Below are 12,626 nucleotides of genomic sequence, written 5' to 3'. Positions count from 1 at the left end.
ACGGACTGCCCGTGATGCTGTGCACGAGAATCACCAACGCGCGCATTCTCACCATGGATCCGGACCACCCGGTGGCCCACGACCTCGGCATCTGGCGGGGCCGCGTCGTGGGCCTGGACGAGGCCGTGACGTCCCTGCAGGCACGCGAGGTCGTCGACCTCCAGGGGGCCACCGTGCTGCCCGGGTTCATCGACAGCCACGTCCACATGGCGTGGACGGGTCTGAAGGCGAGCACCCCGAGCATCGCACCGTGCGAGCGTGTCGAGGACGTGCTCACGGTCGTGGCGGACGCCGTCGCCCGCAGGGGGGAACCCGGCGGCTGGGTCGATGTCATGGGGTACGACCAACGGGCCCTCGGACGGCATCTGACGGCCGCCGAACTGGACCGGGTCGGCCAGGGACGCAAGATCCTGCTGATGCACGACTCCGGACACGGCTGTGTCGTCAACAGCGCGGTCCTTGAACTGCTTCCGGCCGGCATCCCGCACGAGAACGGCTTCCTGGCGGAGAGCGCCATGAGCGCGGCCCGCCGGTTGCGGCTGCCGTACTCTCAGGAGGAACTCGCCGACGCGATCGAGCACGCCGGCCGTGTCTGTCTCTCGGAAGGCGTGACCGCCGTCGCCGAGGCGGGTATCGGCGGCGGCCTGCTGGGCCACAGCCCGGTGGAGCTCGGCGCCTACCAGATGCTGCGGGACCAGGGCCGACTGCCCCTGCGCGTCCAGCTCATGGCGGCCGGCGACACGCTCCGGCCCGTCTCCGCGCACCGCGGCGACGGGATACCGCGCGCCCTGGACCTGGGCCTGCGCAGCGGCTTCGGCGACGACTGGCTCTCCCTGGGCGCGCTGAAGATCTACACCGACGGCGGCATGATGGCCCGCACCGCCGCGCTCACCTCCCCGTACGAGGGCATGACCCACACCGGGCAGCTCCAGGACGATCCCGGTCGCCTCACCGACCTCATCGTGGACGGGCACCTGGCCGGCTGGCAGCTCGCCGTCCACGCCATCGGCGACCGCGCCGCCGACCTCGCCCTGGACGCCCTGGAACGGGCGCAGCGCGTGCGGCCCCGGCCGGACGCGCGGCACCGCATCGAGCACGCGGGCCTGATCCGCCCCGACCAGCTCCCGCGCTTCGCCCGCCTGGGCGTCAGCGCGGTCGTCCAGCCCAATTTCCTCCGCTACTTCGGCGACGACTACGCGGCCGTCATGGGCGAGGAGCGAGCCCCCTGGATGTACCGGGGCCGGGGCTTCCTCGACCACGGCGTCACGCTCGTCGGCAGCTCGGACCGGCCCGTCACGGACGGATCGCCGCTGCGGGCCGTCCAGTTCATGGTCGAGCGTGCCTCCACTTCCGGACGGCTGGTCGGCCCGGACGAGGGCATCACCGTCGACGAGGCCCTGCGGGCCTACACGGTCGCCGGCGCGTACGCCTGCCGGTGGGACGAGAGCGCGGGCACCCTCAGCCCCGGAAAGCGCGCCGACCTGGTGGTCCTGGGTGACGATCCGCGGAGCGTCGACACCTCGCGCATCGGCGACATCGAGGTCGTCGCGACCTTCGTGGACGGCCGCGACGCGGCGGAGGGCCGGAAGGTCTGACCGGGCGGCGCGGGCGAACAGCGCGTACGCAGGCCCGACTTGGTCAATCCAGTTAGGTGAGGCTAGCCTAAGCTCACGTGTTTCACCGGGGTAACGCGGCGATCCGACCTCCTTCGCGCACGGTGGAACCGAGGAAGGAAAGCCTTGATCACGGCCCTGCCGCGCCCCGCCGCGCTCCACCCGCCCGTCCACCCCGCGTTCTCGGTCCGGCCGGCCCGGCCCGGCGACGCCGCCGCACTCGCCGCCCTCTCCCGGCCGTTCGTGCGCACGGGAGCGCTGCGTGAGCGCCCGCGGGCCCACTACGCCTCCGGGGCGGGCGACTTCCTGGTCGCGGAGGCCCCCGACGGGACCCTCGAAGGATGTCTCGGGCTGAGCGTCCACCCCGCCGACGCACCGGCGGGCCGACCCGCCGCCGGAGTCCTCTACAACTTCTGTGTCGCGGGGGACCGGCAGGGCTGCGGCATGGGGGCCCGCCTGCTGCACGCCGCGCTGGCCACGGCCCGGAAGCAGGCACTGCGCACCCTGTTCACGGCGACGACCGGCAGCGGTCGTCTCTTCCTCCGCAACGGGTTCGCGCCGGTCTGCCCCGGCCTGGCGCCGGCGGCCTGGGCCCGCTCCCTGGACCCCCGCCGCAACGCGCGGGTTCTGGCCCGCGCCGTGTGAGGCGGGGGCGGGCGGAAACGAAGGGCGGGCCCTGGAACCGCCACGGCTCCGGGGCCCGCCCTTCGTTTCGTGTCGTGACCGCGTGCGGCCTCAGGCGTCGAGGATCTTCGGCAACGCCTCGACCAGCGCATCGACCTGACGCTCCGTCACCGTCAGGGCCGGTGCCAGCCGCACGGTCGCCGGGCCCGCCGCGTTGACCAGGAACCCGGCGTCCTGCGCCGCCCCCTGGACACGCGCGGCGACCGGCTCGGTGAGCACGACGCCCAGGAGGAGGCCCGCGCCCCGCACCTCCGCGACCCGGGGGTGCTCCAGCGTCTCGATTCCCCGGCGCAGTCGCCCGCCCACCCGCACGACCCGCGCGAGCAGCCCCTCGGCCTCGATGGTCTCCAGAACGGCGAGGCCGGCCGCGCACGCGACCGGATTGCCGCCGAACGTGGAGCCGTGCTGTCCTGGGCCCAGCAGCTCGGCCGCCGGGCCGAGGGCCACCGTGGCGCCGATGGGAAGTCCGCCGCCCAGGCCCTTGGCGAGGGTCATCACATCGGGGTCCACACCGTCGGCGGCCTGGTGCGCGAACCAGTGTCCGGTCCGGCCGATGCCGGTCTGCACCTCGTCCAGCACCAGCAGGGCGCCGGCCGCCCGGGTGATCTCCCGGGCGGCGCGCAGATATCCGTCGGGCGCCGGGACCACTCCCGCCTCGCCCTGGACGGGTTCGAGGACGACCGCCGCGGTCTCCTCCGTGACGGCGGCGCGCAGCGCCGACACGTCCCCGTAAGGGACGTGCGTGACCGGCCCGGGCAGCGGCAGGAAGGGATCGCGCTTGGCCGGCTGACCGGTGAGGGCCAGCGCCCCCATGGTGCGCCCGTGGAACCCGCCCTGCGCGGCGACCAGATGCGGACGCCCCGTCCGTCGGGCGATCTTGAAGGCGGCCTCGACCGCCTCCGTGCCCGAGTTGGCGAAGAAGACCCTCCCCCCGCGCCCCGGGGCGCGGGAGGACCCACCCGGCCGGTCCAGCAGGCTCAACAGCCGCTCGGCCAGCGCGACGGGCGGCTCGGAGACGAAGAGGTTCGACACATGGCCGAGGCGGGTGATCTGGTCGCGGACGGCACGGACCACGGTGGGGTGGGCGTGGCCCAGGGTGTTGACCGCGATTCCGCCGGTGAAGTCGGTGTACGGGCGCCCCGACTCGTCCCACACCGTGCTGCCCTCACCGCGGACCAGGGCCAGCGGGGGAGTGCCGTAGGTGTCCATCACGGCCGCGCGCCAGCGGTCCGTGAGCGTCGGTACGTTCTGAGCGGCGGTCACGCGACGACCTCCTCCGGCTCGGCGCCGGGCTCCGTGCCCGGGGAACCGCCCGGCTCCGGGGCCGGGTCGGGGACCACGGTGGTGCCCGGGCCGTCCGCGGCGAAGACGCCGCGCAGCAGCGCGTGCGGTGCCCGGCCGTCGATGACCTGGGCCCTGCCGACACCCGCGCGTACCGCCCGCAGACAGCCCTCCATCTTCGGGAGCATGCCACTGGCCAGGCCCGGCAGCAGTGCTTCCAGCTCACCGGCCGTCAGACGGGGGATGACCTCGGTGCTGCGCGGCCAGTCCGCGTACAGCCCCTCGACGTCGGTCAGCACCACCAGCCGTTCCGCGCCGAGGGCCGCGGCCAGCGCGGACGCCGCGAGGTCGGCGTTGACGTTGTAGACCTCCCCGTCCGCACCGCGGGCGATCGGCGAGATCACGGGGATGCGGCCCTCGTCAAGCAGGGTGCGGACCGTGCTGGGCTCCACGGCCACGACCTCTCCGACCAGACCGATGTCCACCGGCCGGCCGTCCACGAACGCGGGGCGCCGGACGGCGGTCATGGTGTGCGCGTCCTCGCCCGACAGCCCCACGGCGAAGGGGCCGTGGGCGTTGAGCGCGCCGACGAGTTCCCGCTGGACCCGACCCGTCAGCACCATCCGGACCACGTCCATGGTCTCCGGTGTGGTGACCCGCAGGCCCGCCTCGAAGCGGACCTCCAGGTCGAGGCGGTCGAGCATGGCGCTGATCTGCGGTCCACCGCCGTGCACCACGACCGGGCGCAGCCCCGCGTGCCACAGCTCCACGACGTCCTGCGCGAACGTGCGGTGCAGCGCCGGGTCCACCATGGCGTTGCCGCCGAACTTGACGACGACCGTGCGGCCCTGGAGTTCCTCCAGCCAGGGCAGGTCGGCGAGGGCCGGTTCGCGTGTCGTTCCGGGGCCGCTCATGAGCTGTACGCGCTGTTCTCGTGGACGTACTCGGCCGTGAGGTCGTTGGTCCAGATCACCGCCGAGGAATCGCCCGAGCGGAGATCCACCGTGACCGTGATGCCGCGGCCCGACAGATCGACCTTGTCCCGCGACTCGCCCGCCGCGCCGTTCCGGCACACCCAGACGCCGTTGATCGCCACGTCCAGCCGGTCCGGATCGAAGGCGGCCGAGGTCGTGCCGATCGCGGACAGCACCCTGCCCCAGTTGGGGTCCTCGCCGTGCAGGGCGCACTTGAGGAGGTTGTTGCGGGCCACGGAGCGGCCCACCTCGACCGCGTCCTCCTCCGAGGCGGCGCCGACGACGGTCACCTCGATCTCCTTGGACGCCCCCTCGGCGTCCGCCACGAGCTGCCGGGTCAGATCCAGGCACACGGCGTGCACGGCCCCGGTGAAGTCCTCGGTGTCGGGCACGACACCCGAGGCACCGGAAGCGAGCAGCAGGACGGTGTCGTTGGTGGACATGCAGCCGTCCGAATCCACCCGGTCGAACGTGGTGCGCACCGCCGTGCGGAGCGTGGTGTCGAGCACGTCCGCGGGCACATCGGCGTCAGTGGTGAGGACGACCAGCATGGTGGCGAGGCCCGGGGCGAGCATGCCCGCACCCTTCGCCATGCCGCCCACCGTCCATCCGGACCGGGAGACGGCGGCGGTCTTGTGCACCGAGTCCGTCGTCTTGATCGCGACGGCCGCGTCCTCGCCGCCCTCCGGCGACAGCGCGGCCGCGGCGGTGTCGACACCCGCCGTGACCCGGTCCATCGGCAGCCGCACACCGATGAGGCCGGTGGAGCAGACCGCGACCTCGTGCGGGTCCACGTCCACCGCGCGCGCCGTGTGCTCGGCCGTCAGCCGCGTGTCGACGGCGCCCGCCTGACCCGTACAGGCATTGGCGCCCCCCGAGTTGAGGACGACCGCCGATATCCGGCCGCCGGCGAGGAGGCGCCTCGACCAGCGGACCGGCGCGGCCTGCACGCGGTTGGAGGTGAAGACGCCGGCGGCTGCTCGTGACGGCCCCCGGTTGACCACCAGGGCCAGATCGCGATCACCGGACTCCTTGATACCGGCGGCCACACCGCAGGCGAGGAATCCACGTGCAGCGGTGACACTCACTGTGCTTCTCCGTTCTCCCCCGGGGCTGACGCCCGGGAGGTACCCCCATCTCCGCCCGCAGGGCGCTGGGATGCGGGCATCGTCGTCGACTTCGGACCGGCGGCTGCGCGCGCGTCGCTCACGGAGCCACTCCGTTCGTGGGCAGGCCCAGCCGTTCCGGCAGGCCGAGGGCGACATTCATGCTCTGCACCGCGCCACCCGCGGTGCCCTTCGTCAGGTTGTCGACGGCGCTGACACTGATCAGCCGGCCGGCGTCCGGATCCACGGCGATCTGCACCTGGACGGTGTTGGAGCCGAGCACCGCCGCGGTCGAGGGCCACTGCCCGGGCGGCAGCAACCGCACGAACGGCTCGTCGGCGTAGGCGGCCTCGTACGCCGCCCGCACCCCGTCCGCTCCGGCCGCGGCCGCCTCCGGGCGGAGGCGTGCCGAGCAGGTGGCGAGGATGCCCCGGGGCATGGGGGCGAGCGTCGGGGTGAAGGAGACCGTGACAGGTTCGCCCGCCACCAGGGAGAGGTTCTGCGTCAGTTCCGGCGTGTGCCGGTGGCCGCCGCCGACTCCGTACGGGCTCATGGAGCCCATCACCTCGGCGCCGAGAAGATGCGGCTTGAGTGCCCGGCCTGCGCCCGACGTCCCGCTGGCCGCGACGATCACCGCGTCCGGCTCCACCAGCCGGGCCGCGTAGGCGGGGAACAGCGCGAGCGTCACGGCCGTGGGGTAGCAACCGGGCACGGCGATCCGCGACGCGCCCTTCAACTCCGAGCGAGCGCCCGGGAGTTCGGGCAGGCCGTAGGGCCAGCTCCCGGCGTGGGGGGAGCCGTAGAAGCGTTCCCAGGCCGCCGGGTCGCGCAGTCGGAAGTCCGCGCCGCAGTCCACGACGAGCGTGCCGGGGTCCAACTCCTGCGCGAGTGCGGCCGACTGCCCGTGCGGCAGGGCCAGGAAGACCACGTCGTGACCGCCCAGCGCGGCAGCCGAGGTCTCGTCGAGCATGCGGTCCGCGAGTGCCGCCAGGTGCGGTTGTACGGACCCCAGAGAACGGCCCGCGCTGCTGTGCGCGGTCACCGCGCCGATCTCGGCGGCGGGGTGCGATTCCAGCAGGCGGAGGATCTCCCCGCCCGCGTAGCCGCTGGCGCCGGCCACCGCGACCCTTACGGTCATGTTCTTCCGTCTCTCTCGGTACGTGTGAGGGCTGCTGTCGGTCGAGCGGTGGGGCCTCGACCGGCATGTCGACACGACGGGTCGAGATGCTTAGCTTAGCCTAACCTTAGTATTTGTGTGGGGGTGAAAGACCCTCAGAAACGCGTGGAAGAGTGCCTGTGGTGGGTGCACCGGGGAGTGGTGAGCAGTCGCCGGACCTGCTCTCCGGCTTCGGCCGCGTCCCGCGCCTCGGCGGGGAACGGCAGGCGGAGGTCGCGGTGGCCCTCGCGGTACTCGCAACGCAGGGTGATGCCGTACCGGTCCACGGCGAGCGGCAGGGTGCGCACCGCTCCGCGCGGCAGCCGGGACCCGGCGAGTGCGACCAGATCCCCCACCATGTCCGCGTGGGCGTCGGCGAGATGGGTCAGCATCGCGGCTTCCTCGGCGGCGAGCGGGTCGGGGCCGGCGAGGGTGAAGTCGTCGAGGCCGACCTCGTGGGTTCCCGTCGCCGTCCGCAGCGTCACGCGCGCCGGATCGAGGCGGAGAGCACTCCCGTCCTCCCGCCCCGTCGGGGCGAGCCGGCCGGAGATCGTCACCCTGGAGCGCACGCGGTCGCGGAGGGCGGTCGGTGCGATGTCGGTGAACTCCAGTAGGGCGGCGAGGCTGCCGCGCGGCGCGCCGGCGGCCCGGGCCGCCGGCGGGGCGTCCGCCGGGGGGTGAAGGGTGATCCGCCCCTTGTCGTCCACGGAGTGCGTGCCGATCAGGTCGTAGTCGTGCCCGTCCGTGGTGAGCGACGGGGAGGCGGCCCGTGCCAGTACGGAGCGGACGTGCTCGGCCGCGGTCTGCTCGGGCGGGGCGATGTCGGTGTCGGCGCTCAAGGTGACTCCTCGCGGGGGCGGAACGGGTGGAGCGGCTCCGTCGGGGCGGCAGGGAACCGCCCTTCAGGATGAGGTAAGGCTAACCTAACTTGCCCGTTCGTGCGTCCATACCGCGATATGCGGTCACCGCCCCCGCGGCGCCCGGACATCGCCGCCGGCAATCCGGCTTTTCCGGCCGTCCCGCCCTTCCCCGGCGGACCGTGCCGGACGCACGCCGGCCCGGACCCCCTCAAGGGGCCCGGACCGGGCGGTGGTTGCGGGTCAGGCGACGACGTCGCGGAGCGGCTTGCCGGCCAGGTGGTCCACCACGTTCTGCACGGCGGCCAGCGCGATACGGACCAGCGTTTCGCGCGTGACCCCCGCGACATGGGGCGACAGGACGACGTTCGGGGCCTTGAGCAGCCGCAGGGCCGCCGTGGGCGGTTCCGGGTCGAAGACGTCGATGCCCGCCCCGGCCAGCGCGCCGGACTCCAGCGCGTCCGCCAGCGCGTCCTGGTCGACGAGCGCGCCGCGGGCCGTGTTGACGAGGAACGCCGTGGGTTTCATCAGTGCCAGCCGGCCGGCGTCGAGGAGGTGGCGCGTCCCGTCCGTGAGCGGCGCGTGCAGGGAGACGTAGTCCGCCGTGGCCAGCAGCTCCTCCAGCGGGACGAGACGGGCGGAGAATCCGTCGTGGCGGACGGGCTTCGGCCCCGCGTACACGATGTCCATGTCGAACGCCGCCGCCCGGCGGGCCACTTCCGCCCCGATCTGCCCCAGGCCGACGATCCCGAGTGTCTTGCCGGACAGCTCGGTGAGGGACCCCTGCAGCCGGGGCAGGGCCCAGTCGGCGTCCACGAGCGCCGTGTGCGCCGGGATCAGCTGTTTGGCCAGCGCCAGCATCAGCGCGAACGTCTGCTCGGCGACGTTCTGCTTCTCGGCCCCGCTGGAGCCGATCGAGCAGACCGCCACGGACCGGGCGCGGGCCGCCTCCAGGTCGACGTAGTCGAAACCGTGGCTGGCGCACTGCACCAGTTCCAGAGCCGGCGCGGCCGCGAGGTGCGCGGCGGTGACCGGCGCCAGCCCGGTGACGACGACATGCGCCTCCCGCAACGCCCCGGGGTCCTCGTCCGTCGTCTCGACGACCGTGACCCGGGCCTGCGCCGGGAAGACCCCGGCGAGCGCGGCACCGGCCGCACGCCCGCCGACGTGCGGCGAGACGACGGCGAGGACGTTCTTCACGGCGGGTCCCGCGGGGGCGGTCATGCGGTCTCCTCGACGAGGTCGTCGGCGGTGAGCGTGGCAGGGCGGCTGTGTCCGGCCAGGGCGAGCGTGAGGTCGAACTCGGCGAGCAGACAGCGGATGACGTGCTCCACGCCCGCACGGCCGTCGAGGCCCAGGCCGTACGCGTAGGGGCGCCCCACCAGGGCCGCCTCCGCACCCAGCGCCAGTGCCTTGAAGATGTCGTCGCCGGTGCGTACACCGCTGTCGAACAGCACGGTGAGACGGTCCCCGACCGCCTCGGCGACCCGGGGCAGCGCGTCCGCGGCGGCCACGGACCCCGCCACCTGGCGGCCACCGTGGTTGGACACCACGACACCGTCCATGCCGGCGTCGGCCGCGCGCCGCGCGTCGTCCGGGTGCAGGATGCCCTTCAGCACGATCGGCCCGTCCCAGTTCTCCCGCAGGAACGCCAGGTCCGGCCAGGTCTTCCCGGGGTCGGCGAACATCCCCGTGAAGTGCAGGACGGCGGCGTTCGGGTCCTCGTGGACCGGTTTGGCCAGCCCCGCCCGGAACGCCGGGTCGGTGAAATAGTTCGCCGTGCCCACGCCGTGCAGGAAGGGCAGGTAGGCCTGGTCCAGATCGCGCGGACGCCAGGCCAGCAGGGGCGTGTCCAGCGTCACGAACAGCGCGCTGTACCCGGCCGACTTGGCCCTGGCCAGGAACGACCTGGTGACCTCGCGGTCCTTCGCCCAGTACAGCTGGAACCAGCGCTCCCCGTCGCCCATCGCCTCGGCGACCTCCTCCAGGGGGGTACTGGACGCGGAGGAGAGGATGTACGGAACACCCTGCGCCGCGGCGGCCCGGGCGGCCGCCGGCTCGGCCTCCGGGTGCATGATCGACAGCACCCCCACGGGAGCGAGGGCGAGCGGCGCGGGCAGCGCCCGCCCCAGGACCTCCACGGACAGATCGCGCTCATGGACGTCCCGCAGCATCCGCGGCACTATCCGGCGGCGCGCCAGCGCGGCCCGGTTCGCCTCGGCGGTACTGCCGCTGCCCGCGCTGCCCGCCACGTAGCCCACCGGACCGGGGCCGAGACGCCGCTCGGTGAGCTCCTCCAGCCGCGTCAGATCGGTGGGCAGCCGCGGCACGGCGCCCGTCATACCGGCCAGGTAGATCTCGTACTGGAAGTCCGCCCAGTGTTTCGCCATCCGTACGTCCGCCTCTCGTCCCTGAGACCGCGTGCCGGGCCGCGTGGCCCACCGCGATCCTGGCGACAGTGACAAGGACCGTCCACCGTGGTGCGCACATCACGCCGCTGGAATCATCACGGTGTGACAAAGGAACGCGAACGCATCCGGCGCGAGCTGACCTCCCGACCGCGCGTCGTCGAGACGATCGTCGCCGCCGTGCGCGCACAGGTCCCCGCCTACGCCGACCTCGACGGCGCCCGGCTGCGCGAGGTACGGGCCATCGCCGCCTGGGCCCTGGACCGGACGCTGGACCGCTGGGTCACCGGCGGCGAGCTCTCCCCGGCCGATCTGCGGCGGCTGCGCGGGATCGCCGCTGCCCGGGCCGCCGACGGCCGCCCCGTCCAGGCGGTCCTGCGCGCCTACCGGGTCGCCGCCACCGTCATCACCGACGAGGTCGCCGCCCGCACACCCCCACCGGGCGCCCCGGCCGCGTTCGCCCTGGCCCGACTGCTGCTGACCACGCTCGACACCCTGGCCGAGGAGATGGCCACCGCGTACACCGCCACCACCGAGGACCTCGCCGCCGACCGGGACCGGGCCCTGCGGCTGCTGCTCGACGACCTCATCGCCGGACGGCACGCCTCCACAGGGGCGCTGACCGGCCGGGCGGCCCGCCTGGACGTACAACTCCCCGACCCCTACTGCCTGCTCGTGGCGGAACCCGCCGACGAGGACGGGCCCGAGGTGACCCACGACGAGGCCGCGGCGCTCATCGCCGCCCTCCAGGCCGACGCCGGCTGGGACGGCACCTCATCGCCGGCGGTCCGGCCCCTGTCGACGATCCGCGGCTCGCGCGCCGTCCTGATGCTGCCGGCCGCGGCCCGTGAGCGGCTGCCGGGGGCGCTGAACGACCGGCACTGGCGCGGCTGCGCCGTCTCGGGCGAGAGCCCGGACCGCGTCGCCGTCGCCCACCGCCTCGCCGCGGACGCCCTCGACGCGGCGCCCGCCCACGCCCACCGCCCCGGCCGTGTGCTCGACGACGGCGACGCGCACATCCTCGCGCTTCTCGGCGGACACCCCGCCGCGCCGCCCGAACAGATCAGCCGTCTCGTCCTCGGTCCCCTCGCCCACTCCGGCTCTCATCACCTCGAGGAAGCCCTCACCGCCTACCTCGACTCCGGCTCCGCCAACGCCGCCGCCCGCGGGCTCGGGCTCCACCCCCAGTCGCTGCGGTACCGCCTGCGCCGTGTCGCCGAGCTCACCGGCCGCGACCCGCGCGACCCGTGGCAGCGCCTGACCCTGGACATCGCCCGCACGATCGGCCACTGACGGGGCGCCCGCCGTCACACCCGCACGGGCAGCAGGCGCGCCAGCCGCGCGGAGACGTCCTGGGTGACGGCCTCCCGCTCCGCCGAAAGATAGAAGTGGCCACCGGAGTACACCTGGAGGTCGAACCGCCCGGTGGTGCACGCGGCCCAGTGGTGCAGTTCGCCCACCGGGACGCGGGGGTCGGAGAAGCCGGTCAGCGCGTGCACCGGGCAGTCCAGCGGCGGTCCCGGCACATACCGGTAGGTCTCCGCCGCGCGGTAGTCGCTGCGGATCGCCGGCAGGACCAGCTCCAGCATCTCCGGGTCGCCGAACATCTGCGCGCCCGTACCGTCCAGCGCCATGATGTCGTCGACCAGTTCACGGTCGGACAGCAGATGCAGCCCGTCGTCCACGACCCGGTGCGGGGCCCTGCGGCCGGACACGAACAGCGCCGCCGGGCCGTGTCCCGCTGCCCGGACCCGGCGCGCGACCTCGTAGGCCAGCGTGGCACCCATGCTGTGCCCGAAGAGGGCGAACGGCCGGCCCGTCACCGGCATCAGGGCCTCGGCGATCCGGTCGGCCATCTCACCCATGTCCGGGATGTTCGGCTCGCCCCTGCGGTCCTGGCGCCCCGGGTACTGCACGGAGAGCACCTCGACGCGGGGGGAGAGGTCCCGCGAGAGCGGATGGAAGAAACTGGCCGAACCACCCGCGTGCGGAAAACAGACCAGACGGACATCCGCGTCGGGTGACGGATGGAAACGCCGTATCCAGGCGCCCCCGTCGACGAAACTCTCGGCCATTCCAACCTCGTTCGGATCTCTGCGGGACACGGGCCGCGGTCTGCCGCCCGCGGAAAGGACGATGCCCGGGACGGACCCGGCCGGACAACCCCTAGCGCCAGGTCAGGGGCGGGGGACAGGGGGGTGCGAGCGGAGTCAGGGGTTCTGTACGAAAGGCCGGCGTACCTACGCTGCCACGAAGGTCCGCGCCTGTTCAGTCGGCTTTTCCAGCTCCTGAGGAACCACCTTGAAAGAAATCATCAGCGCCATCCTTTCCGGCTCCGCGAAGGCCGAGGACTTCGCGGCCCTCGACATTCCGGAGAGCTATCGGGGAAACGTCGTCCGCAAGGAGGACGTGGGCATGTTCGAGGGCATGGACTCGGCCGACAAGGACCCGCGCAAGTCCCTGCACCTCGCCCGGGTGCCGACGCCCGAGCCCGGCCCGGGCGAGGCGCTCGTGGCGGTGATGGCCAGCTCGGTCAACTACAACACC

At 73.6% G+C, this 12,626-nt stretch carries 11 protein-coding genes and 1 pseudogene; 4 read left to right on the top strand and 8 right to left on the bottom strand.

Features of this window, described 5'->3' with window-relative positions; translation table 11 throughout:
- Positions 1–14 precede the first annotated feature (14 nt).
- Complete coding sequence (locus ACY34K_RS13600; RefSeq protein WP_462746557.1) at positions 15–1,595, top strand: amidohydrolase; 1,581 nt, start codon at positions 15–17, stop codon at positions 1,593–1,595.
- Between the two features lie 144 nt (positions 1,596–1,739).
- Complete coding sequence (locus ACY34K_RS13595; RefSeq protein WP_462746556.1) at positions 1,740–2,258, top strand: GNAT family N-acetyltransferase; 519 nt, start codon at positions 1,740–1,742, stop codon at positions 2,256–2,258.
- A gap of 90 nt (positions 2,259–2,348) precedes the next feature.
- Here ACY34K_RS13595 and ACY34K_RS13590 read toward each other — a convergent pair whose 3' ends face one another.
- The 7 genes from ACY34K_RS13590 to ACY34K_RS13560 form a co-directional block, all read right to left on the bottom strand.
- Positions 2,349–3,560: an acetylornithine transaminase gene (locus tag ACY34K_RS13590; RefSeq protein ID WP_462746555.1), complete on the bottom strand. Its 1,212-nt coding sequence runs from the start codon at positions 3,558–3,560 to the stop codon at positions 2,349–2,351.
- Positions 3,557–4,492: an acetylglutamate kinase gene (argB, locus tag ACY34K_RS13585; RefSeq protein ID WP_462746554.1), complete on the bottom strand. Its 936-nt coding sequence runs from the start codon at positions 4,490–4,492 to the stop codon at positions 3,557–3,559. Before argB ends, ACY34K_RS13590 begins: the two co-directional genes overlap by 4 nt.
- Complete coding sequence (gene argJ / locus ACY34K_RS13580; protein WP_462746553.1) at positions 4,489–5,640, bottom strand: bifunctional glutamate N-acetyltransferase/amino-acid acetyltransferase ArgJ; 1,152 nt, start codon at positions 5,638–5,640, stop codon at positions 4,489–4,491. Before argJ ends, argB begins: the two co-directional genes overlap by 4 nt.
- A gap of 118 nt (positions 5,641–5,758) precedes the next feature.
- Positions 5,759–6,796, bottom strand: coding sequence for an N-acetyl-gamma-glutamyl-phosphate reductase (gene argC, locus ACY34K_RS13575; RefSeq protein WP_462746552.1), 1,038 nt, complete (start codon positions 6,794–6,796; stop codon positions 5,759–5,761).
- 134 nt (positions 6,797–6,930) lie between these two features.
- Complete coding sequence (locus tag ACY34K_RS13570) at positions 6,931–7,653, bottom strand: DUF2470 domain-containing protein (RefSeq protein WP_462746551.1); 723 nt, start codon at positions 7,651–7,653, stop codon at positions 6,931–6,933.
- A gap of 261 nt (positions 7,654–7,914) precedes the next feature.
- Positions 7,915–8,895, bottom strand: a complete 981-nt coding sequence (locus ACY34K_RS13565; protein WP_462746550.1) for a 2-hydroxyacid dehydrogenase — start codon at positions 8,893–8,895, stop codon at positions 7,915–7,917.
- Positions 8,892–10,061, bottom strand: coding sequence for an alpha-hydroxy-acid oxidizing protein (locus ACY34K_RS13560; RefSeq protein ID WP_462746549.1), 1,170 nt, complete (start codon positions 10,059–10,061; stop codon positions 8,892–8,894). The genes ACY34K_RS13565 and ACY34K_RS13560 overlap by 4 nt, the downstream gene beginning before the upstream one ends.
- Before the next feature lie 123 nt (positions 10,062–10,184).
- On the opposite strand from ACY34K_RS13560, the gene ACY34K_RS13555 reads away from it, so the two are divergent.
- Positions 10,185–11,372 carry a PucR family transcriptional regulator gene (locus tag ACY34K_RS13555; protein WP_462746548.1) on the top strand — a complete coding sequence of 396 codons (1,188 nt, stop codon included), beginning with the start codon at positions 10,185–10,187 and terminating at the stop codon, positions 11,370–11,372.
- Between the two features lie 14 nt (positions 11,373–11,386).
- On the opposite strand, the gene ACY34K_RS13550 is transcribed toward ACY34K_RS13555, so the two are convergent.
- Positions 11,387–12,154 carry a thioesterase II family protein gene (locus ACY34K_RS13550; RefSeq protein WP_462746547.1) on the bottom strand — a complete coding sequence of 256 codons (768 nt, stop codon included), beginning with the start codon at positions 12,152–12,154 and terminating at the stop codon, positions 11,387–11,389.
- A gap of 226 nt (positions 12,155–12,380) precedes the next feature.
- On the opposite strand from ACY34K_RS13550, the pseudogene ACY34K_RS13545 reads away from it, so the two are divergent.
- Positions 12,381–12,626, top strand: a pseudogene (locus ACY34K_RS13545) (crotonyl-CoA carboxylase/reductase); the annotation flags it as partial.

The sequence above is a fragment of the Streptomyces sp. STAM6 genome (genome assembly GCF_054963715.1).
This window is presented reverse-complemented; position numbering and strand designations above follow the sequence as displayed.

Excerpts from the sequence above, each read along its gene's own strand:
- argB (WP_462746554.1), bottom strand. The coding sequence starts at position 4,492 with ATGAGCGGCCCCGGAACGACACGCGAACCGGCCCTCGCCGACCTGCCC.
- ACY34K_RS13560 (WP_462746549.1), bottom strand. The coding sequence starts at position 10,061 with ATGGCGAAACACTGGGCGGACTTCCAGTACGAGATCTACCTGGCCGGT.
- argC (WP_462746552.1), bottom strand. The coding sequence starts at position 6,796 with ATGACCGTAAGGGTCGCGGTGGCCGGCGCCAGCGGCTACGCGGGCGGG.
- ACY34K_RS13565 (WP_462746550.1), bottom strand. The coding sequence starts at position 8,895 with ATGACCGCCCCCGCGGGACCCGCCGTGAAGAACGTCCTCGCCGTCGTC.
- ACY34K_RS13600 (WP_462746557.1), top strand. The coding sequence starts at position 15 with ATGCTGTGCACGAGAATCACCAACGCGCGCATTCTCACCATGGATCCG.
- ACY34K_RS13550 (WP_462746547.1), bottom strand. The coding sequence starts at position 12,154 with ATGGCCGAGAGTTTCGTCGACGGGGGCGCCTGGATACGGCGTTTCCAT.